Consider the following 22548-nt stretch of genomic DNA (forward strand, 5'->3'; position numbering starts at 1 on the left):
GGCCTGTCCGGCCGGCGCGTGCCGCACTGCGGCGAGCATTCACTCATTCCGGCTCGCCGATCCGGCTTGCCGATCCGACTTGCCGATTCCGGCTCGTGGGATGCTCGGCTTCCTGACGAAATGAGCGAGGGCGGGAATCGGCAGGGCGGACTCTTCGTCCGAGGGGCGTTTCGGCCAACAGGCCCACACCGCAGGCCGGCACGCCGTCCCGCCTTCGCTGAGATCTGGGAACGACGCCGTCGTGTGCGGGTGATCAGTCTCCCTGAGACCAGGCGGCCCTCGGCAGCGACAGATAGACACCGAAATCGACGAGCCCGGTGGCGGCGCGGATGTCCGCGTGCAGCGCGTCCACGCGCTCTTGGCGGTTGGCTTCCCTGCTGGTGGACCACTTCGACTTGATCTCGATCACCACCGTCAGGCCGCTCCGGTCCAGCGGGCCCAGCGGCCGGAAGCGGATCTCGACATCCCCGGGTCGCAGTTCGCCGTCGTACGGCTCCTCGGGGCACTCCACGGCCAGGGACACCAGGTGTGGCAGCACCGAGCCGAGTTCACGTAGCCGGGACTCAGGGACCGTGGACGCATAGGTCACTTCGACAAGCGGCATCCTCGACACCCTAGTACTCCGGTGTGGTTTCGTGATCTACCCGCTGACTGATTGGGCGAGCCGTTGTCGGCGGTGGCCGCGTCAGGCCGGGCATGGTGGCGCGCGAGGCTGCGGCAGACCCGAAGAGGACTTTGATCGGCGCCTTCGATGTGCACCCAGGGCGAGTTGCAGTGAATGCAGCATTCCGATGGTTCGGCGCGCCGGGGAAATGTAGCGTCGCGATCATGGAATCACTGATCGGGAACACCACCGACCAGGCGCCGGCGAACCCGGCCGCCACCGATGACATGCTGGCCACTCAGCCGGTCGGCTACTGGAGCGGCCTGGCCCATGCGACCGTCACCCGGCATCTGCGTGACGCGATGGCCAGGATCGACGTCACGCAGCCGCAGTACTGGGTGCTCAACCGCGTGAACGGCGGTCCCGCGGCGCCGAGCCGCGAGGAGGTCGTCGCGCAGCTGACGCACCTTGCCGACGGGCCGCATGAGATCACCAGGGTCGTCGACCAGTTGCTCCACCGCGAGTGGCTCAGGATCGATGACGGGCAGCGCCTGCACCTCACGGATGCCGGGGAGGCCGCCAGAGCGCGGCTCCGTGAGCTGGCGACCGAGGTACGCACCGTAGTCCACAAGGGCATCAGCGACGAGGAGTACGTGGCCGCGCTCAAGGTACTGCGCAAGATGGTGGCCAATGTCGAGGGCGACGGGGTTCCTGGTAGTCCGTTCCGACTTCGAGATCTTGTGACGGGCCCGGCCGGGAATGGGCGCGGCCACGGCATGATCATCGGTTGGTGTGTGGACGAACGAAGATCGTGCGGCGACCGCCGGCCATGGCGTGAACCCCGCCGCTGGCGGGCGATGTTCGACCAGGCCATGGACCAGATCGCGGGGCGGTTCAGCCGAGTTGAACCAAGGGCCACTGCCCGCGCCTGTCTGCTCGGGCCGCTGTCGCGGGTCGGGCGCAAGAACTGCTGGCAGCCGGCCGAACAGGCCGGCCCACCCCGGCCGGGACCGATGCAGCGGATGCTGCGCCACACCCGCTGGGAGGCCGACGCCGTCCGCGACGACATCCGTGCCTACACTGTCGAACACCTCGGCACCGACGGCGGTGTCCTGACCGTGGACGAGACCGGCTTCGTGAAGAAGGATCACGCTTCGGCGGGCGCACAACACCAGTACACCGGCACTGCCGGGCGCGTCGAGAACTCCCAGGTGGGGGTGTTCCTCGCCTACGCCACCGGCCGGGAACGGGCGCTGGCCGACCGCCGACTCCACGTGCCCGAGCAGTCCTGGTGCGCCGGTCCCGAGCACCGCGACGCTGCCGGGGTACCCGACGAAGTGCGGTCTGCGACCAAGCCCCGTCCGGCCCGGGAGATGATCGCCGTCCATGTCCTACTTCGTTCCGCTTCCATGCTCCGCACGCCAGGGTGACGGTCTTGGTGACCGCTTTCTCAGGGGAGTCCGCGATACCGACCAGGACGGACACAGCCACAGCTGAAGCCGCGACCGGGGAAGGGGTACGCATGGGCCTCCCAGAAAGTGGAGAAACAGCCGGACGGTTGAAGTCCTGCTGATCTCTTGAGCCGCATGGGCGACGACCTCTCTCGCGGGCCAGTTCACCCGATCGATCGGGGAGTGCGGCCTGTTGGCTCCCTGCCGCCCAGCGTGCCGGGGCTGGAATGGTCTGCCGGAGGATCGTGAGCGGTCGGCCGACTCGTCGTTGAGCGTGCGAAACCTTGTCCCACCTGCTGCTGGGGCTGCCCGTCCCGGTCCCCACGGCCCCGCCCGCGAACACGCAGCCCGGCCTCATCCTCACCAGGGACCACGACGTGGTCGAACGGACCGTGTCAGCATCAATGTCAGTGCCCTTTGGCAGGGTGTCCGCATGAGCAAAGTAGTCAACTACTCCATGGCGAACCGCGGAGAGATCGCACGTTTCCTGCCTGCCCGGGACCTGAGCGACGACGAATCGCGGCGCCTGGAGAACATGCGGGCGCATGCACGGGCGCGCCAGGACGGTCTCGATGCCCAGGAGGTGGACTGGGGGCTGTCGGTTCAGGACGCGTTGGAGGAGCTGATTTCCGGTCGGGCCGATTCCGCTGCGGAGTACGCCGGCAGCGCCTACTACGCGGCCCTCCAGATCGTCATCGACCGCAATGCCTCCGACCCTTCCACCCTGGCGAGCTACCGCAGCCCCAGCACTCTCTTCTCCGCTCTGGACGATGCGCTGAGCGCGGCCGGGGTCCCTGCGGACCTGCTGCCCTACCAGTACATCTACAGCGGTCCGCCCGCGGAGATCGGGTTCCGCATCCCCAGCCCCCTGGAGGGTTCGCCGGAGATCGGCTGTTGGCCGCTGGCGAAGGCCGGCCCCGCGGTGAAGGCCTACCGGGCGGTGCTGGACCAGGTCGACGCCGACCTGCGGTACGACCTGGAGGAGCTGATCGAGGCCCTCGACAGCTGGTATTCGGAATGGGCCGAAGGTCAGGGCGCATGGTGGTGGGCCGAAGATGGATCGATCTTCTTCTCCATCACCGGCTGAACCGGACCCGGACGGTTTCTCCCCGTCGGCCGTGCGGACTGGTGAGGCAGGAGCCGATCAATCGATGACGCACACAGTCATGTTGCAGCAGCCACCCTCCGCCATGACCGAAAGTGCACGTTCCGTGCTCTTTCTTGACCGAACCCGAGGCCGCCACCCGCCAAGCCCAGGGGGGTGCTGACGCCCCGTCCAGCGACCGCTCCAGCTCCCGCTTCACCTTCACCGCCCGCCCCCGCCGCGCGACCGTGTTTCCCGGAAACACGGTCGCGCCGGGCCGTGCCCCGTTGTTACAAGAGAGGCATGGGAATCTGGACCGGCGCCTTCATCGCGCCCCCGGCGCCCACTCTCCTGCGCCCGGAGGCGTTCGGCCGACTCGCGGTCGAGCCGGCACGCGAACGTGTGGTCCGGACCCCGTGGGCGCTCATCGCCGGCAAGCTCTGTGTGAACGCGAGTCTCGACTGGGGCAGCGTGAGCGGGCAGGCCCGCTGGAAGCATCCCCCGTCGGCACGGTGCTGCGGACCGAGGAGTACCCGGGAGAAGTGCTGGACCCGGACGACACCCCCGCCCTGGGCCCCTCGCGCGAGGAGGCCCGGCTGCTCGCCTCCGGTAAGAAGGTGCTCGACCTGCTGCCGACGCTGCGGGCCACCCCGTACGGAGACGAGGGCATCGCCGTCGTCTTCGCCCCCATGGACTTCGGCAACCGGGCGATCACCGACTGCTTCCGGTACGAGGGCCGTCGCACGACACTGGCCTGCTTCGCCCTGGCGAGCCCGCAGAACCGGCCGCTGTCCACCAACGACTGCGGCGAACCCGGCGGGCCGACGCTTGCGGTGCGGACCCGTGTGGTCCACACCTTCAAGCACGCACTGGGCCGCCTCGGCCCGGAGGACGGCCCCCTACCGGCGCCCGCCTCCGTCGCCTCCCGCTGCTTCGGACCAGGGCAGGTCAGCGGCAAGACCTGGGGCTGAACCCGTCCGACACCCTGCCCCGGACCCGCCGCCTCACCCCAGGTCGAAGAATCCCGTCCTCGAGGACCACCCCCGGGCAATCGCGCTCGCCGGTGAGCCTGACGGAGAAGGACGGCCCTCTGTCCCGCTCCATCCAGCAGCCGGCGTCCGGGCGGTGCGGCGCAGGATCGCGGTGCGGTGGCGGGGAAACACGGGTGCCCCGGTCCGGAACAGCCCAACTGCTGAAGATCCGGAACTCCGGCGTGGTCATGCCCGCAGGAGCCGCCCGACGGCGAAGCCGTGGTCGCGTTCCAGTTGCGATGTCCGGGCGGGGTCGCCGGAGAGCATCGCCTCGTGGACGTGCTCGGCGCTGAGGGGCACGGCGTCGGTCCCGCCCGTACGTCGGCGTGCCGCAGCGAGCAGGGCGCTCGTCACCGTGGGAACGAGGGCGCCGTGACCGGCGACCGCGAGGATGAAGGGGATCACTCCCGCAACCACCGAGCCCAGGCAGGTGAGCGCGACCGGGCCGCCGCGGTCCCCATCGAGGAAGTGGTCGGACAGACCCCAGGTGAACACCGCGGAGAGTATGTTCACGAACATCAGGAGGAACGCCAGGATCCCCGGCATGAGTGTCGTCGTGCCGCGGCCCACGGCACGACGGGGCATCAGCCGGAGGCCGAGCCACTCCGCGCTCTGCCACATCGTGACGAGAACCGCCGCGCCCAGCGACCAGGGCAGCCAGGCCGGCCCGTCGGGATCCCCGGTGAACCAGGCCGCGGGGGCCAGGAACGCGCCGGCGACGGCAACGAGGCCGGCCACCACACCGACGGTCCAGGCACCTGGCGTGCCGGCCCCTGGGTTGAACACGTCGGCCCAGTGGGGTGCGACCGGGCCGATGGCCGGTCCGTCGCCGCCAGAGGCCGGCCGGCGTAGTTCCTCGCCCGGCGAGTCGAATTGCTGCCCGACGATCTGCCGCTCCACAACGGTGTGTTCGGGATCGAACCCCCCGGTGTCCCCGGTGTCCCCGCTGTCGGTGGTCTGCGGTGTCCGGGCCCAGACATCGATGACGTGGCCCGGCGCCGGTGCCCACCGGGGGTACTCCGCGACCTGGAACTCCAGTGTGGTGACGGGCTGTTCCCGGGTCTCGGCGCGTACCCGGAACACCGGCTGCTGATCGAGCCACCACCCCCGGTGCTCGACGTCCGTGACGACAGCCGTCGAGTGCCGGCCGGTCGCCCGGATGTGCTCGGTGAGTTCGGCGTGCGCAAGGCCCGCCCGCCACGCCCGGGACGCGGCCGGGAGCGGGCGGATCCCGAGGGTGAGCAGCATGCCCGCGATCGGTACCGTGAGCACCACGATCAGCAGCGTCTGCTCCGGATCGGGGTTCCAGAACAGGAGTGCCAGCACCCCCGCGAGCACGGTTGCGGCTCCCGCCGCGACGAGGCGGACCGCCGACGGCAGCCGACGCAACGCACCCGGCGCCAGTGAATGATGCCCCGAAACGGTCTTCGCTCCACGGCTCGCCCAGCCGAGCACACCGACGACGGAAGAGGTGAGCCCGTCGGTGAGGGGCATGAACGCGAACGGCACGAGCGACACGACGAGCAGCCAGCCCGCAACGCCCCCGGCGCTGTCCCGGAGCAGGGCGAACGGGGTCACCCCGAGCATGTCGAACAGCCCCAGGCATGTGGCGAAGAACAGGCCTCCCGTGGTCACGCCGGTCAACGCGATCTGGAACGGGATCGCCCGCCGGTACGCCTCGCGGAGCTGCGGGGCCGACTCGCGCGGGACCAGGGCGCCGGATATCGCTCCAGGCGCCGCGGCAGCGGAGGTCGGGGGGGCGAGCTGGAAGGCCATCGTCGTCTCCTGTGGTCAAGCTCGGGCCCGAACGTGGGCTGTTCATCGGAACGTCGCGCTCGAGCAGAGCGTTTCGCATGCCCCGATGCGTTGCCGCTCCGGTCTGTTGGGGTGCCGTGTTGCCCGGTTTCCGGACAAGGAGCGGGGGGACGAAGTCGCTCTCCGCAGCCGGCATGGGCCAGGTCGGACGGTGCCGTGGAGTCGATGTTCTTCTCGTGCTCGATGCCGACCGTCCACTCGCGGACGATCCGGCGCCTGAACGCGCGTGGTCCCATACCCGTTCAGGACTGTTTCCGGTGCGTACTCGGTTGCGGCGTGAACCGACCTGGGCGAGGTCTTCTCCACGAGCCTCTGCTTGGCTGCATCAGTTCAAACGGCTCCGGATCCGCTACGAACGACGCGCCGACCTCCATCAGGGCCTGCTCGAACTGGCCTGCAGCCTCATCTGCCTCCGTCGCCTGCGCACCATACGGTGAAATGAGCGGTCAGACGAGGGTGATCGGATTGGTGAGGGCGGCGACGTCCCCGTCGGGATGGCGGACCTCGATGCGGACGAACATTGACTCCTCCGCCGTCGTGTCCCACTGCACCACACCTGCCCCATCGCCGGGGAGAGAAGCGCGGTGAACCTTTCCTCGATCGGTGTGGAAGCTGACAGTCCCCACCGGCACGCCTCGCACTGCTGCATGCACTTCAACCTGCCCGCCATAAGTTGTGAGCTGTTCTCCCACCCCGGCAACATGACCGTCGGCATTGGCAGTGAACGTCACGTCCACGTCCGCCGACTCGGCGATCCAACTGCGGCCGGCACGGATTCCGGCCAGGATCGCCTCGGTGTTCAGCTCCTCGGCGAAGACCACGGTGTGAGGGATGCCGATCTGCCCTTCCAAGTGGGCGTCGCTGTTGCCCATCGCCGACCGCCACGCTCCCGTGTGAATGCCCGCTGCAAGGCTCCGCCCCCACTCCGCCAAGGCGGCCTCGTTGTCAGCGTTCCACGGTCGGTCCGAAGTCCACAGTCCGTTCCAGACTTCCACCACGTCGAAGCCCCGGAAGGAGAACATGAAGTCGCCCGACGGATAGGGCGCATGCGGGTGTGCGGCCACGCACAGCCCTCCGACTTGATGGACCTGATCTAGGCACTGATCGATCACCCCGTCCCTGACCTGGTGGTTCCAGTCGATGACCTCGCCGGATTTGATGCCGAGCGCGAGCCAGTGCCCGGTCTTCGTGGTCACCTCCTCACCAAGAATGATCAAGAAGTCATCGGCAGCCAGGTGCCCCCACGCGCCGAATTTCGCAGCTGAGTTGTGCTCCGTCGTCGCCATGAAGTCGAGCCCGGCAGCGCGCCCCCGAACGGCCAACTCTTCAGGAGTGAGTTCCCCATCCGAGTGGACCGAGTGGACATGGCAGTCCCCGCGGTACCAGGCCGCCCCGCGTCCGACCGCCCGCGTCGGCGGGAAGCTCAAGTTCGACAAGGCTCTCCCCCTAAAGTCCTGTGGAGCCAACGCGCAACCAGAGCTACCAGTTCCATCGCACCACTGAGCGCCGTCTCAGCCGAGAGGTCAGATCGCATTCTGAAACGATCAGTTACTGGATCCAGAGTGCCCGGAGGGGGCGTGCACGGTGATCATGGCCCGCCACGACGTCGCCGACGGCGGCACCGGCCCGGCCCTGCCCCTCCGTGCCTCCGCCGCGACCGTCGTCACCGCGCCGACCCGCTCCCCCCTCTGCTGTCCCAGGTGGTGATCTCCTCCGTGCGGTGGGGCCCCTGCATCGTGGTCGGCCGCTCAGGCGATGGCGGCCTCGGTGAGTACGGCAGTGGCGGCGGCGAGGGCGTCGGCGACCAGGTCGGCGGTGTCCTCGGTACCGGCGGCCAGCCGGACCAGGCCCGGCGGGACGGCGTCGGTGATCTGTTCGTCGCTGAGCATTCCGCGCCACATGGACGCCGGGTGGACGGCGAGGGATTCCACACCGCCGAGGCTGGCCGAGCGGCGGGAGTAGTTCAGGTGGCCGAGGAAGGCGTCGGCCATGTCGAACCCGCCGGTGAACTCGATGCCGAGCACCCCGCCGAAGCCGCTCATCTGGTCCGTGGCGAGCCTGTGTTGCGGGTGGCTCTCCAGGCCCGGGTAGTACACCCGGCTCACGGCCGGGTGGTCCTGCAGGGCTTCGGCGAGCGCCTGGCCGTTGGCGTTGTGCCGGGGCACGCGCAGCGGGAGGGTGCGCATGCCCCGCAGCAGCAGCCACGCGTCGATCGGGCCGAGCGTGGCGCCGGTGAGCAGACCGGTGTCCCAGATGCGGTCCAGGAGGTCGGCCGGGCCGGCCAGGGCGCCGGCGGACACGTCGGAGTGGCCGTTGAGGTACTTCGTCGCGCTGTGCCAGGTCACGTCGATGCCGAACTCCGCAGGACGCTGGTTGAGGGGGGTGGCGAAGGTGTTGTCCGCCATGGTGATCACGTCGTGGGCGCGGGCCAGGTCCGCCACCGCGCGCAGGTCGGTGATCTGCAGCAGAGGATTGCTCGGGGTCTCCACCAGGATCAGCCGGGTCCTGGGGCCAAGGGCTCCGGCGAACGCTTCGGGGTCGGTCTGGTCGACCAGGGTGGTCGACACGCCCAGGCGCGGCAGCAGGTTCAGCAGTACCGAGGTGGTGCCGCCGTAGGCGGACTTCTGTCCGATGACGTGGTCGCCGGCAGAGACCAGGGCGAGGACGGCGGTGGTGAGGGCGGCCATGCCGGAGGCGGTGACCATGGCGGCCTCGGTGCCTTCGAGCTCGGCCACGACGGCGGCGGCCTGCGCGTGGTTCGGGTTGCCGAAGCGGGTGTAGAAGTCCTTGCCCCGCGCCTCGACGGCGCCCTGCGCGAACGTCTCGGCGTCCTCGGCCGAGAACGCCGCCGTCTGGTAGATCGGAGGCGCCACCGCGCGATCGGGGTGGACTTCTCGATCGGCGTGCACGGTGACGGTGGTCTTGCCCGGCATGGCTGCCCCTTCGGGAGTACGGCGTCGTGGCTTCCTCCAGTTTGTTCGTCCGCGCCTTGACCAGAGGCGTTCGAGCGCAACTTTGGCAATATATTGCGCGTACCTCTGGCTTTTACTTGTGCAAGAGGTGGCTTTTCAGCAATATTCTGCCGCTCATGGATGATGTGGATCGGTCGATTCTGGCCGTGCTCGAACACAGCGGGCGGATCAGCAACAACGAGCTCGCCGCCCGGGTCGGGCTGTCGCCCTCGCCGTGTCTGCGGCGGGTACGGAACATGGAGGAGTCCGGAGTGATCCGCGGCTACCGGGCGCTGATCGACCCGGCCGCGGTCGGCCGCGGGCTACGGGTGTTCGCCGGTGTCCGGCTGATGCGGCACACCCGTGCGGACGTGGTCGCCTTCGAGGAAGGAGTCATGGCCCTGTCCGGGGTGGTCGCCTGCCATCACATCACCGGGAGCTTCGACTATCTCGTCCAGGTCGAGGTGGCCGACCTGCCCGCCTACGAGGAGTTCCACGCCAACCAGTTGGCCGACCTGCCCGGCGTCGCCACGGTCAACAGCTTCGTCATCATGAAGACCCTCGACACCGCCTGACGCCCCTGCCCCCGCGTCGGCCGGCAGGAACGGGAGCGGAATCCTCGGACCGTCCGCGTACCGGAGGGTTGCGCACGGTCGGCGCGGCACAAAGGCCGGGCTCCTTGGTGAGGGGCGCCCCGGGGGGCCTGGGTGAAGGTGGTGTCAGGGGCAGCTTTCGGGCGTTCTCGGAGGTGGCCTTCATGGCGTTCTGTTTCTTCTCGCCGGAGACGAATGCACTCCGTCCGCTCCGGCCGACCAGGTCGGCGCTCCTGGACCTCGACCGACATTCGGGCCCCTCCCCCTTCAGGAGGCCGTGGCCCGTTCGGCGAGCTCCCCTTGCCGAACGGGGCGTGCTGCCGCGGGAGTAATGGCCGGGGTGGGCCGCCCCGTCGTGTCACGCTGGGGCCTTGTCCGATGACGGAGGGTCAGGAGGCCGACGTGTACCGCTCGCGTGAGTGGCTGGGTGAGTCGATGCGTGACCGCGGTGCGGCTGCGGTGGCCGGGCGGTCATGATGGCAGGCCGGCAGGAGGAACCCGAGCAGTCTCCCGTCGACCTGACCCTGCGGCTGGATCGTCAGCTGGACCGGATCGCCGCGCAGTTGCGGGAACTGGCCACCGCCAAGGACCGGCTGCAGGGGCTGCTGAACGCGGTGCTGGCGATCAGCCAGGAGGTGGATCTGCCCGCGGTCCTGCACCGGATCGTGACCACCGCCAGGGAGCTGGTCGGCGCCCGCTACGGCGCGCTGGGCGTGCTGGACGAGTCCGGCGAGCAACTGGAGCAGTTCATCACGGCGGGCCTTTCGGAGTCCGAGCGCGACCACCTGGCCGGGATCGAGTTCCCCCGGGGCCACGGTGTTCTCGGGCATCTGATCCACCATCCCGAGCCCCTGCGCGTCGATGACATCCGTGCCCATCCCGCCTCGGCCGGGTTCCCACCGGGCCACCCGCACATGCGCACCCTCCTGGGCGTCGCCATCAGTGTCCGCGGCACCATCTACGGCGACCTCTACCTGTCCGAACGCCATGACGGGCAGCCCTTCGACCGTGACGACGAGGACATCGTCGTCACCCTGGCCGGCGCCGCCGGCATCGCCATCGAGAAGGTCAGCCTGCTCGAGCAGATCCGTACCAGCGCCGAACACTTCCAGCGCCTCCTGCTGCCCGCCCTGCCCGATCTGCACCCCTTCACCGGCGCCGCCATCTACCGCCCGGCTTCCAGTCCCGGCCATCTCGGCGGGGACTGGTACGACGTCCTGTGGCTGCCCGACAACACGTGCGCCGTCGTGATCGGCGACGTGGTCGGCCACGACCTGCGTGCAGCCGCCGCCATGGCCCAGACCCGCAACATGCTGCGAGCCCTGCTCTACGACCGGCTCGCCCCACCCAGTGCTGTCCTCGCCCAGCTGGACCGCACCCTGAACGGCATCACCGACCTGCCCGTCACCACCGTCTGCCTGGCCCGTATCGAGCCCGCAGAAGACGGCTGGAGGCTGCACTGGAGCACGGCCGGTCACCTTCCCCCGCTCCTGATCGGCCCCGAAGGGCACACGGAGTACCTGCATGCCGAACCGGGCCTGCCGCTCGCGGTCGACACCGACCAGAACCGTCCCGACCACACCCATCCGGTGCCCGCCGGGGCCACGGTGGTCTTCTTCACCGACGGGCTCGTCGAACACCCCCGCCACTCCATCGACCACGGCCTGGCCCGGCTCGCCGAACACGCCGCCGGTCATGCCCACCTGCCCCTGGACGACTTCGTACGCCTCCTCGCCGACCACCACCCCAGCGACGGCCACGACGACCTGGCCATCCTCGCCCTGCGCACCCCGCCCGCCGCCGCTCGCCGAGCCCCCGCCGACGCGAACGACCGGGGCTGATACGGGCCGGCGTCCCGGGGCGCCGTGGCCAGTGGTGCGGGAGAGGATGCCCACCCCTGCCGGTCCAGGGGCCCACGACCGGTCGAACAGCCCGTTACCGGGCGGGCGGGGGTGCCGGGACTCGCCCGGTGCGTCGGTCGCTCCGGAGCATGCGTGAAGTGGCGGGACATACCATCCCAGGACCGGCCATCGGGGTGAGGCAACGGCTGAACCGATCCGGACTGCCGCACCCTGCGTTGACGAAGAACGCCTGACCCGGGGCAGATACCGGCCACATGACGCGCGCATTATCGCCGCATGCGGGGAAACAGGGCAAGTTCACCGTTTTTCTCCCCTGCGGCCGCATACGGTGGACTCGCCGCCCGCACACCGCCCGGCCGGCGGGAAGCGGCGGCAGGCATCGAGGCCGGGAAGAAGGATGAGGAAGGCCCCAGTGAGCGAGTTGGACGAGCGAATGCCGGGACGCCGGTGGACGGTACGGCTGGACCCCGTCGGCCGGGGCGGCACGTCGGTGCGCGTCTCGTGCAGTCGGCCCGCCTGCGCCGAACAGCGGCTTCCCTCGGCGGCCGCCGGCCGTGCGGCGGCCGTCGCCCACCTCAAGGCCCACCTGCGCGCCGCCTCCGCCCCCAGGTCCGGGACGTACTGCGCATGCCGGGCCGAGGGCTGCCACGCCCATCTGCCCGATACCGACCGCCACGCACGTACCGAACCCTGGCGGTGCGGCGGGCCAGTGGTCCTGGCCGTGACAACCGATCGCGAAGGCCGCTGGTGGCAGGCCCTGGAGTGCTGCTCGCGGTGCGCGGCCGCCACCCCGGGAGCGAAGACCACGGCCACCGCCCCGGAAGTAAAGACCGCGGCCACCGCCCGGGAGGCGAGGACCGCGACTGCCTCCCGGCCTGCCGACCGCCCGGCCCCCGCAGCGACAGCGGCGGGCGCGAACATGCCGCAGTTCTCCCACGCCGACCAGGCGCCGACCGGCCCGGTTCCGGCTCCTCGCTCCGCGCCGGGGCGGCGTCGTCCCCGACAGGTGAAGATCGCCCAGCGGGTCATTCCACGCACCCTGCGTCCCGTCGCCCTGCGGGACGAACTCGTCGAACTCGGCGGCCTCTTCCGCGCCTACCAACAGCGCGACCAACCCGACCTGGAACTCCTGGCCGACCTCCACAGCCGCAAGGCGAGCGCCTTCGCCGCCTGGGCCGAGGCCACCGGCGACCCGGGCCTGCGCCTGGACGCCCAGCGTGCCGAGCAGGCCGCCGCCACTGTCCTTCTCCAGCACCAGCAGCGCACCGGCCAGGGCACGAGCAGCGACACCCCGGCCGTGGCCCGCCTGCTGACCCGCCCCGGCCAGTGGGACTGTGCCCGGTCCGTCCTGGCCCACGTCACCGAAACCGCCCCGCTGCCCGGGCCGGAGGCGCGCCTGCTGATGGTGATGCTGACGCTGCGCACCGCGCACACCGGCACGGGCAATCTTGTCGGCCAGGACCTCACCAACCTGGGCCTGGGAGAGCCGGCGGACCTGGTCGCACAACTGGTCGACTGCGGTTGGCTCCGCCTCTCCTCCACCCTCGCCGACCTGCTCGCTTCCCGGCCCGAGAACCCCACCGCCATCACCGTCCCCTCCCTGGTTCCCGATGAGGACGGCTCGGGACCGTTCACGTTCGGCAGGAAACTGCGGCCCAAGCTCTCCGGGTGGGCCCAGAGAACCATCACGGACAAGAAGCTCCGCAAGGCCAAGGCCCCTGCCGCCACCCGGCTGCTCGCCCTGGTCCTGGCCACCCACAGCAACGGCGACGGCGATCTGGGCCCCGATGGCCAGGGCATCGACCTGGACCAGCTCTTCTCCTGGTGCGCCATCACGCCCGGCGAACTGTCGCCCCTGACCGACCAGCTGACCGCAACGGACTGGCTCGCCGAAGTCGCCGTCACCCCCACCCGTCTCACCGGCCGACTGACCGAGCGGGTCCTGCCGCTCACCTGCCCCCTCACCTAGTGTCCTGCGCCAGGAACGGCGACGTCGAGAGCTGTCGTTCCTGGCGCATCACACCAGGCAAAATCCTCACGCCGTGACAGCGAAGTGGCCATCCCACGACAGCCACGACTCAACAGCGCTCAACGACGAACACGCTGTCCAGCAAGCCACCCACCCCATCAAGACCCGCTGGCGCTCAACCCGCTGGCGCCGCCCCACACATCCACAGAACTCGTCGATGTGCCGGCTCCGCAGTGGGGCACATATTGCCCGGGTCAGCTGTTGAGGCACTCGTAGTTGCATTCACGCAGGCGGCGGTCCTGGGGAAGCAGCACTGTGGTGCCTGCGAAGGGCGATCCGCGCGGTGTCACGGCGCAATGCAGGGCGGCGTAGAAGGGACGAGTGATCCGTTCATCGAGTGGGTGTGTCGAACGCACGCCCACTCGGGGTTCATTCCTGTCCGAAGCGCCGGCCCGCCAGCAGCACGATGGCCAGGGCCGGCAGCACGATCAGCGCGGGTTCCAGTGTGACCGGCGGCGTCCAGCCCCACCACCTGGGACTGTCCTGGAACCACGCCGGTACGTCCGCCTCCGGCAGGGGCATCGTGCGGCGCAGGGCGTCGACGCCCTAGGTGAGCGGGTTGACCAGCACGGTCGCGCCAAGCCACGGCGGCAGCGAACCCACGGGGAAGAACGCCCCCGAAAGCATCACGGCTGGTGCCATCACCAGCCCGGAAACGGCCTGGAGGCTCTCCGGGCGTTGCACGTACACGGCTGCTGCCGCGCCCAGTGCGGTGAGTGCGAACGCCAGTAGGGTGCTCTCGCAGAGGACCATCAGCAAACGCGGGTGGTAGGGCACCCCGCACAGGCCGGCGAGAGCGAGGACGGGGAGGGTGTACAGGGCGCCGGTTGTTGCTCCGCCGAGGCAGACTCCGGCGAGTAGTGCGCCTCGCCGTACTGGTGCTACGAGCATCTGTCGCAGGAATCCGGACTGCCGGTCCCACATGATCGCTGTCCCCACGGCGATGGCCGGGCCTTGCACGATCATCAGCAGCATGCCGGGCAGTAGGAACGCCTGGTAATGGCCGAGGTCTCCGCCTGCCGACCCCATGCCGCCGCCGAGTACGAAGAGGAAGAGCATCGGGGCGGCCAGGCCCATGACCAGCCGGGCCCGGTTGCGCAGAAAGCGGGCCAGTTCGCGGCGCCAGAGGATCCCGAGGGTGCGGAGGACCGAGGTGTACGGCCCGGTGTCGTGGGCGGTGCTCGGGGGAACGACGGCAGTGCTGGTGGGCATTGTCGGTGGCAGCATGAGGGTGACTCCTCTGCGTTCCCAAAGAAGCTTTCCGGTGAAACGCATCAGAGGGGGCGGTCCGTGTGGTGCAGGAACACGTCGTCGAGGGTGGGTGGCTCGACCGTCACTGCCCGCACCGGTACGGCCAGCGCGGCAAGTTCGGCGCACAGCCGGGGGACGAGTGCGGCCCCGTCCGGCGTTCGGAGCCGTACTCCCCCGGGGCCGGTCCATGTGGGTAGCCCAAGCAGCCGGTGCACGGCTTCGGCGACCTGTGCGTCGTCGTCGGTGCGCAGCGTGACGATGTCGGCGCCGATCATCGCTTTCAGTTCTCGGGGCGACCCCTCCGCGGCCAGGCTGCCGTGATCGATGATGGCGATCTGGTCGCAGTGTTCAGCCTCTTGCAGGTGGTGTGTGGTCAGGAAGACGGTGGTGTCGTGTTCCTGGCACAGTCGTCGCAGGTGCTCCCAGATGGCGACACGGGTGTGGGGGTCGAGGCTGGTGACGGCCTTGCGGTCCCGTAGGACTTGCTCAGTTCTTCGGTCCGTACGGCGATGTCGTTGTCGTGCATGCCGGTTTCTGTTGGTGTCAGGACCGCGGTGCGATCGTGATGAGGGGCGGGGTGCCCTGGATGAGTGCGGGTTCTTCGACCTGTCGGCCCTCCGCCTCCACCCATGCGTGCGCCATCATGGGGACGGTGCGCGTCCCGGTCCGCCAGGTCGGCCAGCTCCCTCGCGCCCGGCACAGCAGCGCGGTCGCGATGGAGCGCGGCACGCACCCCTGTCCCGCGCACCGCACGCTCACGGACACCACTTCGGTCCGTGCGCGTGCGGCCTCGGCGTAGGTCGCGGGCCGCCCGCCGCGCGAGCAGGCGGTCAGGATCCGCCGGATGCGGAGCGGGGAGAGCCGGCCGATCAGATGGGCGGCTGCGACTGCCAGCAGTGGCAGCAATCTGCGATGCAGCGGCAGTCGGTTTCGTTCGCGGAACACGACAGGCACGCTCATACGGTCACCAGTCCGTTTCCTGACAGCTCGGCGGTGAGTGCGTCCACATCGGCTGCTGCTCGTTCCTGGCTGACCTCGTACCGTTCCATGATCATCTTGATCACGTCGGCCGGTTCGGAGCCATCGAGCAGGGCGTGCAGGATGAGGGCACCGCTCGGGTTGACCTTGAAGTAGCGGCCTTTTCGCTCGTCGAGGAGAACCATGCCGTCTTCGACGTCGGAGGCGGAGACATGTTTGCCCAGGGTCATACTCATGCGGCCACTGTCCTTCCGGGAGCGGTGGCGGTCGGTGCCGGGGCGTGGGCGCGCAGCCAGGTCTCGACTGCCAGGGTGGCTTCCAGTGCGACGAGGGAGAGCCGGGGCGGGTACATGCTCAGGCATGCCCGGCGCAGCAGGTCCGCGTCGATGAGGCCGAGCCGGGCCAGGATCGGCTGGTCGAGCAGTTCTGCCAGCTGGGTGCGGTGGGCACGCAGTCCGTCGTGCAGTTCGGCGCTGTACTCGCCCTTGGTGTTGCGGGTGAGCAGTTCGGCAGGCACGGTCTGTCCCATCGCAAGTTTGAGGAGGGGTTTGTAGGCGAAGGGGGTGGTGCGTTCGTCGAGCCTCACGGACAGGGCGGCTTCGATGACCCGGTCGTCGTAGTACGGGTAGTGCGTCGGCAGGCCCGCCTCGCTGGTGATCCGGGCGAGGTGCCGTACCAGCCGGGTGCCGTTGCGGATGGACCACAAGGCCTCGTGCTGGCCGTGGGTCGTCGCGAGCGGTTCGACTTGCGCTGCTGTCCGCAGGAGTGCTTCTCGGGCCGGCGTCACCGCCTCGGGGCTTGCCCAGGGCGGGAGTTGGGGGCGCGTCATCTGCCAGCTCAGGGCCGGGGTGCCGTCCAGGGCGAGGACTGGTGACAGGTCTCGGGCTGTTCTGGCGAGCCAGTCGCCGTACGGCCGGTTGTCTGCCAGCGCGCGCAGGGTCGGGAGCCAGCGCCACCGCTGGGCGGAGGCATGCGCGCGCAGGTGGGTGATGGCCGTGCGCGGCCGGGTGCGCAGGATGGTGTGCGGGTAGGGCGTCCGGGCGGACAGGATCTGGTAGGCGCCCTCGCCGGATAGGCGCAGTCGTGATCCCCGGGCCGCCAGTCGGCGCGCGACCTCGGCGAACGAGGCGCGGACGCGCAGGCCCGGCCCCGGTTCGTCGACCCCCTCGCCCGCGTGCAGCACACCGGTGTGGTGTGCGGGCAGGTCGCTTGTCGGCACGGTCATGTGCTCCACGTCCGGGAGACCTGCGGCGGCCCGGTGGGCCCAGGCGAGGTCGTCATTGGCAGGGTCGGCGCCGTCGAGTGTGAAGGCAAGCAACCGGGACTTCCCGTGGGCGGCCAGGAAACACAGGGATGTCGAGTCGATCCCTCCGGACAGGTCCGCGCTGATCAGCCCGCCGGGCCCGGTGCGGACGGCGACTGCGTCCGTGAGCGCCCGGGCGAGTTGTTCGGCGCCCTCGGCGAGGGACAGCTCGGGTTCGGGGGCCTTCCACCAGGCGCGGGTCCGGGCGGTGCCGTCGGTGTCGGTGAACAGCGCCGTGCCGGCGGGGACAGCCGATACTCCTCGCCACAGGGGTTGATCGCCGAGCGGGTGCGGAAGGAGCGGATCCATCAGCCGGGCCGCGACGAGTTGTTCGTCGAGGTCCGCGCGTGTGGCGTTGGCCAGCACGTCCAAGCGATCACAGGCAACGGTGACCCCGGCTACCCGGGTGAAGAACAGCCGCCGCAGTCTCGAAGCCGTGCCCTGGGAACGAAGGCACCCGTCCTGTGAGGCGAGCAGGTGGCAGCTTCCGGAGGTGGCTCGGCCGATCCGGTCGAGAGCGGCAAGCGCGTCGCTGTGCGCTGCCGACAGAGCAGTGAGGTGTTCCCGGGTCATCGACGAGGGGCCCACGACCGCGACTCGGGCCCGGCCCGCCTCGGCGACGAGCATCTCGTCGTCGGTCCAGCGGCCCACGAGCCATGGGCGTCCGGAGGGGTGTTCCACACTGCGGGTCCCGGCTGCGCGGAGCAGTGCGGCAGCCGCGCGGGCCGCGTCACAGTCCGGAAGAACGGCAAACCAGCCGCTTCCCTCCACCGAATGGCCCGGCACCACACTCATCATCTCCCTGCGGATTCTTTGCGCATCGGCGTATCGCGCCGCTTCATTGCACAGCTTCACCGGCTGCTGAACCGGCCACCGCAGGGCTGTTGAGCTCGTACCAATCCCCCGTGCCCGTACGGGTGTTGTCCGGCGGGCCCGCACTCGGCGACGCCGGGCCGATCCTGGCGATGCTGGGTACGCCATCGGCCCGATGACCGGGATCGCAGGACTCACCGTGCTGCTCGCCACCCCCCTTTCCGTCCGGCATCCCGCAAACGGCAGAGCCTCTGAACCCGCCTGGCCGCATGCTGGATCCTCGCCCTGCTGATGCTCCGCTGGGCACGGGGACGCGCACGCAAGCGGGTGCGGCCATGATGCGGAGACCCACCGGCCTCAGCCTGTTCCGCCCGGAACCGTGTCACCACGAGCGCACCGTGTTCCCACACCTTGGACGAAGCTGTTGCCGTTCGAGCTGCCGCGCGACCTTCGCGGCCCCGCCCCGGTGGCGGGACCGCACGCGTGGCGTGGTGCGCGAGGGGCGTGGTACGCGGGTGGTCACCGCTGGGCGTGGCGTTCCAGGTAGATGGAGGTGAAGACGGCGACCTTGGCGCGCAGGGCCCAGGGGTCGAAGGGTTTGCTGATGTAGTCGACGGCGCCGGCCGCGTATCCGCGGGCGGAGTGTTCGGAGTCCACGCCCATCGCGGTGAGGAAGATGATGGGGACGTCGCGGTTCCGGGGGCGGCGTTTGATGTGCGCGCAGGTTTCGTAGCCGTCCATCTCCGGCATCTGCACGTCCATGATGATGACGGCGAAGTCCTCGTGGTCGAGCAGTGCCTTGAGTGCTTCGCGCCCGGAGGAGACGGTGACGAGTTCCTGGTCGAGGGAGGCCAGTACCGCGGTCATCGCGAGGAGGTTGCCCGGCTGGTCGTCGACGATGAGTATCTTGGGCATGTCCCGGGGCGCGGCGGCGGGCAGCGGGGGTGCGGGCTTCTCCACGGCGTCCAGCTGGCGTTCGAGCAGAGTGCAGCGGTCCTCGGCCGCGGTCCGCAGGGCCTGTGCCTCGCGGAGCTCCGTCCTCAGCCGCTGCACGTCCAGCTGGAGGTCGTCGCGTTCCTGGAGGAGGCCGGAGATGTCGGGGCGGGCCGCCGCGAGTTCGTCGGCCCGTCTTCGTTCGGCGATCCGGTCGGCCTCCAGCTGGCTGAGGCGGACCTCCAGGTCCGCGATGCGGTGCGTACGTTCCAGCAGCGCGTCGCCCAGGACGTCGCCGCGGACACTCGACCGCCGGGAGACCCGGTCGGCGTCGGCCAGCTGCTGCTCCAGGATCTCCACCGCGTGCCGGGGAGAGGCCCCGGCATCGACGGCCGCTCCGTACAGCCCGCGTACGAACTCGATGGCATCGGTGGTGACCGCGGCTCCACGGTGCTCGGCGAGGTCCGTGAAGAGGTCCGTGATCACCTGCCACGGGGGTAAGCGGGTGCCGTTCAGGTAGCGCGAGAACGTCCCCGGATCACGTCGGCGCCGGGCCGCGTACCGGCGCACGGACACCTCCAGCCCCTCGAACAGCTCGCGCAGGGCCTGCGCCAGGGCCCGGGAGGTATCCGTGAGGTCGTCCCCCAGCGGCCGCAGCTCACCCATGGTTCTCTCCCTCCCCGGCGCCCACGTGCCGGTCCTGGTTGCCTTCGGCGTCGATGAGGCGGTTGAAGAAGGGCACCGCCAGCCCCACGGCGGCAAGACCGGCGAGCAGGCTGTGCGGCGTGCTCTCGCCCGCGAGCGCGGTCAGCCCGCCCGCTGCCGCGCCGGCGAGTAGGGCGAGCAGGAGCACCAAGGTTGTCCTCAGTGACAACAGCGGCCGGTCCACCAGGATCTCCGTTCGTCCGCCCCGTCGAAGCGACGGAGCCTGTCACCCGTCCGGCGGATTGCGGAAGGGGAATCACAGGATGGAGGACGCCCGAACCGTTGCGGTCCGTTACCGGGGAACAGGTGGCAACGATCGTGCTGTTGCCACCGCCCGGAGCTGCCCGGCCGTGAACGTTCCGGCTGATCAGGGCGGTGGCGTACCCATTCGGCACGGCCCGTTGCACTGCAACGCTGCCCGTACCCGGCAACGCACGCCCTGCCTTCCCTTCGCGCAACGGCCGTCACGCCCGTGCGGTTCGCCGAATACCTCGGCGGGGCCGCACACATGCTCGCCGGGTACCCGCCTTCCGGCCTCGCGGCGACGCCGGCCTTTCTCCGTGGCCTCGCCCAGGTGCCCGATCTCATGGCGCACGACTCTGCGCAGGGTGTCGTCGTGGTCGCCGGGCCGGCGCAGGTACAGGCGTTCCGAGGACGGACGCTCCGCCCGGCGCATCGGCCGGGTGCCCTGTCGGGGGGCGTCAACCTGTCAATGGTTGCGTCACTGGTCCGCTCACGGCCGCTGTGACCGGACTCTGCCGGTGGCCGCGCCTCTTCGGGCCGGTCCGCAGAAGGCCACCGGCCGCGTCCGGCCCGGCCGCGGAATACGCCGCTTCCCGGGGCCGCAGTCCGGGGTTCTCCATCCGATCGAGTGCGACCGGACGCTCTTCCGTTTCGGGGTGTGGGCTCCTGCCCATGATCCGCCTGGCGCCCCGAGGGGCGTCCTGATTGCCCAGCCACAGAAGAACGGAGCGGTTCATATGACCACAGAAGGCGGAGAGCCCATCGCGTCGGTCACCGACGCGACCCTCGCCGACATCGCGGCCCACGGCATCTGGCGCGGCGCGAGCCTCGACATCAACCCGTCGGTGCTCACCGTCGCCAGGGCCCTGCTCGCGGCCCTCCAGGGCACGGCCCCGGCCGGGGCGCTCCCCGACGAGCTGCGGGAGCTGGTGGAACGGGTCCTGCGGGAGGCCGGAGTCAGCTTCCCGCGCATTGCCGTGACGGAGGAGATCGGTCTCTCCGCGTTCGCGATCAAGCAGAAGACCTCGGAGCCGCGTCCGGTCGTGATCGTGCCCGCCGGGTGGAACCCGTACGGCTGGATGCCGTTCATGGTCGGCTACCTCTCCCTGGCGGCGCGCGGTTACCACGTTCTGGCTTACACGCCCCGCGGGTTCGGCGAGCCGGGCGGGCCGTTCACGTCCGACGGGTTCATCGGCGTCGCCGGACCGGACGACTGGTCGGACGGCTCGGTGGTGATCGACCACGCGGAAGAGTTGTTCACGCCGAGCAAGGTCGGGTTCCTCGGCCTGTCCTACGGTTCCGGGATCAGCCAGCTGGTCGCCGCGCACGACGCGAAGAACCGGGTCGCTGCCGTGGTCGCCCTGAGCACGTGGGGCAATCTGGCCACCAGCCTCTACGACAACGGCACCCGGCACGAGAAGGCCGTGGAGCTGCTGATCGGCTTCACCGGAGCCGAGGAGGGCAAGGAGAAGGAGAAGTTCGACGAGGCGACGTGGCGCGTTCTCCAGAACTTCCAGGACGGGCAGAACATGGAGGAGGTGGTGGAGTGGGGCACCGTGCGGTCCCCGGAGACCTACGTGGACATCACCAACGCCCGGTCCATCCCGACCTTCTGCTCCAACACCTGGCACGAGAGTTTGTTCCCCGCCGGTGAGGCGATCGCGACCTTCGAGAAGCTCACCGTTCCCAAGCACCTGAACCTGTGGATCGGCGACCACGGCGCCCCGGAAGGCGTCGGCATCACCGGCATGCCGAGCGGCACCCCGTTCTGGGGCTACCTGACACCGATGACGGAGGCCTACGCCTGGCTCGACCACCATCTGCTCGGCGCGGCCAACAAGGTGCCGGACTGGCCGGTGGTCAGCAGCCAGGTGATGTTCACCTACGAGACCGAACCGACCGGCATCGGCCGCGACCGGATCGTCAAGGAAGCACGGCGCGAACCGCTCCGCTCCTGGTCCGACGCCACCATCGGCACCGAGTCCTGGTACCTGAGCGGCACCAACGGGGACGGCGATGCCGCCCTGTCCGACAAGCCGTCCGCGGGCTGGAGCCGGGCGTTCACCGCCGGGCACGAGACCACCGCCACCGCCATGGACGACATCATGGAGACCGGGCAGAAGGAGTGGTTCGGCAACCCCAAGACCTACGACCCGGCCGGCTTCGACCGCGACCGGCTCCTGGTCTGGTCCACCGAGGAACTGGCGGGCGGACGCCGCATCCGCGGCGCCGCCAGGCTCAGGCTCACCGTCCGCATCGAGGAAGGCGACGCCGCGACCCTGGTCGCCTACCTCTTCGACGTGGCCCCGGACGGCACCGCCCGGATCATCACCCACGAGCCCCTCACCACCACCGGCCTGAACACCGGCACGGACCGGACCGTCGGCTGGACGCTCCAGCCCGCCGCCTACGACCTCGCCCACGGCCACCGCCTCGCCCTGGTCGTCAACAGCCGGGACCGCCTCTACGCGTTCACCGGCACGAAGGACGCCACCACCACCATCACCTCCCCGACCGGGCAGGAAGCCGTCCTGGAACTGCCACTCGGCTGACCCACACCCCCGGGCGCCACCGGGCGGGCACTCGTGCACCGAGCCCGCCCGGTGGACCATGCCCCGCCGCCGGCTTTCCGGCCTGGGGAACCTGCCCGCCGCGGGCCGACGGCACGGTGTCCACCGGTTGGGTCTGATTCACCACCGGTGTTCGGCTTTTCACCGGCCCCTGGATCCCGGATCAGTGCTCCGGCCCGGGAGCACAGCCGCGCCTCCCCTGCCAGGAGGTCCCGCTCCGGCAGTCCGCGCCCACGGCCGAAATCTTCGAGCACACCCTGCAGATCTGGAACGCCGCGCAACTCCGCCGCCACCGCGATCACACCGACGATCCGGGTCAGGAGAACCGGGCG

The 22548-nt window shown here is 70.0% G+C and carries 18 protein-coding genes and 3 pseudogenes; 9 read left to right on the forward strand and 12 right to left on the reverse strand.

Annotation, left to right across the window (positions count from 1 at the left end; genetic code table 11):
• Positions 1–253 precede the first annotated feature (253 nt).
• Positions 254–604 (reverse strand): hypothetical protein, encoded by a 351-nt coding sequence (locus OCT49_RS34920; protein ID WP_283856175.1) that lies wholly within the window; start codon positions 602–604, stop codon positions 254–256.
• A 224-nt stretch (positions 605–828) separates the two neighbouring features.
• Between OCT49_RS34920 and OCT49_RS34925 the strand changes: the two are divergent.
• The 4 genes and pseudogenes from OCT49_RS34925 to OCT49_RS34940 form a co-directional block, all read left to right on the forward strand.
• A pseudogene (locus OCT49_RS34925) lies at positions 829–1311 on the forward strand (MarR family winged helix-turn-helix transcriptional regulator); the annotation flags it as partial.
• A gap of 165 nt (positions 1312–1476) precedes the next feature.
• Positions 1477–1983: pseudogene (locus tag OCT49_RS34930) on the forward strand (IS701 family transposase); the annotation flags it as partial.
• Between the two features lie 505 nt (positions 1984–2488).
• Positions 2489–3142 carry a DUF7691 family protein gene (locus OCT49_RS34935; protein WP_283856176.1) on the forward strand — a complete coding sequence of 218 codons (654 nt, stop codon included), beginning with the start codon at positions 2489–2491 and terminating at the stop codon, positions 3140–3142.
• Between the two features lie 509 nt (positions 3143–3651).
• The gene (locus tag OCT49_RS34940) at positions 3652–4110 is read left to right on the forward strand and encodes a hypothetical protein (protein ID WP_283856177.1); all 459 of its coding nucleotides are present in this window, start codon (positions 3652–3654) and stop codon (positions 4108–4110) included.
• Positions 4111–4356: 246 nt separating this feature from the next.
• Here the strand turns inward: OCT49_RS34940 and OCT49_RS34945 are convergent, their stop codons facing one another.
• Positions 4357–5946, reverse strand: a complete 1590-nt coding sequence (locus OCT49_RS34945; protein ID WP_283856178.1) for a hypothetical protein — start codon at positions 5944–5946, stop codon at positions 4357–4359.
• A gap of 344 nt (positions 5947–6290) precedes the next feature.
• Here OCT49_RS34945 and OCT49_RS34950 point away from each other — a divergent pair.
• Positions 6291–6422: pseudogene (locus OCT49_RS34950) on the forward strand (IS5/IS1182 family transposase); the annotation flags it as partial.
• A 9-nt stretch (positions 6423–6431) separates the two neighbouring features.
• On the opposite strand, the gene OCT49_RS34955 reads toward OCT49_RS34950, so the two are convergent.
• Together OCT49_RS34955 and OCT49_RS34960 are read right to left on the reverse strand one after the other, a co-directional pair.
• Positions 6432–7451: a CehA/McbA family metallohydrolase gene (locus OCT49_RS34955; RefSeq protein WP_349632836.1), complete on the reverse strand. Its 1020-nt coding sequence runs from the start codon at positions 7449–7451 to the stop codon at positions 6432–6434.
• 282 nt (positions 7452–7733) lie between these two features.
• Complete coding sequence (locus OCT49_RS34960) at positions 7734–8918, reverse strand: trans-sulfuration enzyme family protein (protein WP_283856179.1); 1185 nt, start codon at positions 8916–8918, stop codon at positions 7734–7736.
• A gap of 155 nt (positions 8919–9073) precedes the next feature.
• On the opposite strand from OCT49_RS34960, the gene OCT49_RS34965 reads away from it, so the two are divergent.
• The 3 genes from OCT49_RS34965 to OCT49_RS34975 all read left to right on the forward strand — a co-directional run bounded on the left by OCT49_RS34965 (position 9074) and on the right by OCT49_RS34975 (position 13360).
• Positions 9074–9511, forward strand: coding sequence for an Lrp/AsnC family transcriptional regulator (locus OCT49_RS34965; protein WP_283856180.1), 438 nt, complete (start codon positions 9074–9076; stop codon positions 9509–9511).
• A 491-nt stretch (positions 9512–10002) separates the two neighbouring features.
• Positions 10003–11370, forward strand: coding sequence for a PP2C family protein-serine/threonine phosphatase (locus OCT49_RS34970; protein WP_283856181.1), 1368 nt, complete (start codon positions 10003–10005; stop codon positions 11368–11370).
• A 433-nt stretch (positions 11371–11803) separates the two neighbouring features.
• The gene (locus OCT49_RS34975) at positions 11804–13360 is read left to right on the forward strand and encodes a hypothetical protein (protein WP_502963503.1); all 1557 of its coding nucleotides are present in this window, start codon (positions 11804–11806) and stop codon (positions 13358–13360) included.
• 429 nt (positions 13361–13789) lie between these two features.
• On the opposite strand, the gene OCT49_RS34980 is transcribed toward OCT49_RS34975, so the two are convergent.
• From OCT49_RS34980 to OCT49_RS35015, 8 genes are all read right to left on the reverse strand, one after another.
• Positions 13790–13942 carry a hypothetical protein gene (locus tag OCT49_RS34980; RefSeq protein WP_283856183.1) on the reverse strand — a complete coding sequence of 51 codons (153 nt, stop codon included), beginning with the start codon at positions 13940–13942 and terminating at the stop codon, positions 13790–13792.
• Between the two features lie 24 nt (positions 13943–13966).
• On the reverse strand, positions 13967–14647 hold the full coding sequence (locus OCT49_RS34985; protein ID WP_283856184.1) for an ABC transporter permease: 681 nt from the start codon (positions 14645–14647) through the stop codon (positions 13967–13969).
• Positions 14648–14694: 47 nt separating this feature from the next.
• On the reverse strand, positions 14695–15099 hold the full coding sequence (locus OCT49_RS34990) for an ATP-binding protein DrrA1-3 family domain-containing protein (RefSeq protein WP_349632850.1): 405 nt from the start codon (positions 15097–15099) through the stop codon (positions 14695–14697).
• A 115-nt stretch (positions 15100–15214) separates the two neighbouring features.
• Positions 15215–15631, reverse strand: coding sequence for a lasso peptide biosynthesis B2 protein (locus tag OCT49_RS34995; protein WP_283856185.1), 417 nt, complete (start codon positions 15629–15631; stop codon positions 15215–15217).
• Positions 15628–15885: a lasso peptide biosynthesis PqqD family chaperone gene (locus tag OCT49_RS35000; RefSeq protein ID WP_283856186.1), complete on the reverse strand. Its 258-nt coding sequence runs from the start codon at positions 15883–15885 to the stop codon at positions 15628–15630. Before OCT49_RS35000 ends, OCT49_RS34995 begins: the two co-directional genes overlap by 4 nt.
• Entirely contained in the window at positions 15882–17633 is a 1752-nt protein-coding gene (locus OCT49_RS35005) for an asparagine synthase-related protein (protein WP_283856187.1), read from the reverse strand. Before OCT49_RS35005 ends, OCT49_RS35000 begins: the two co-directional genes overlap by 4 nt.
• A gap of 651 nt (positions 17634–18284) precedes the next feature.
• Entirely contained in the window at positions 18285–19364 is a 1080-nt protein-coding gene (locus OCT49_RS35010; protein WP_283856188.1) for a response regulator, read from the reverse strand.
• Positions 19357–19587: a hypothetical protein gene (locus OCT49_RS35015; protein WP_283856189.1), complete on the reverse strand. Its 231-nt coding sequence runs from the start codon at positions 19585–19587 to the stop codon at positions 19357–19359. The genes OCT49_RS35010 and OCT49_RS35015 overlap by 8 nt, the downstream gene beginning before the upstream one ends.
• Positions 19588–20383: 796 nt before the next feature.
• On the opposite strand from OCT49_RS35015, the gene OCT49_RS35020 reads away from it, so the two are divergent.
• A complete protein-coding gene (locus OCT49_RS35020; RefSeq protein WP_283856190.1) occupies positions 20384–22198 on the forward strand; it encodes a CocE/NonD family hydrolase in 1815 nt (604 codons plus the stop codon).
• The last annotated feature ends 350 nt before the right edge of the window (positions 22199–22548 follow it).

Origin of the sequence: Streptomyces sp. ML-6 (assembly GCF_030116705.1) — a bacterium.
In the GTDB taxonomy this organism is placed as follows: Bacteria; Actinomycetota; Actinomycetes; order Streptomycetales; family Streptomycetaceae; genus Streptomyces.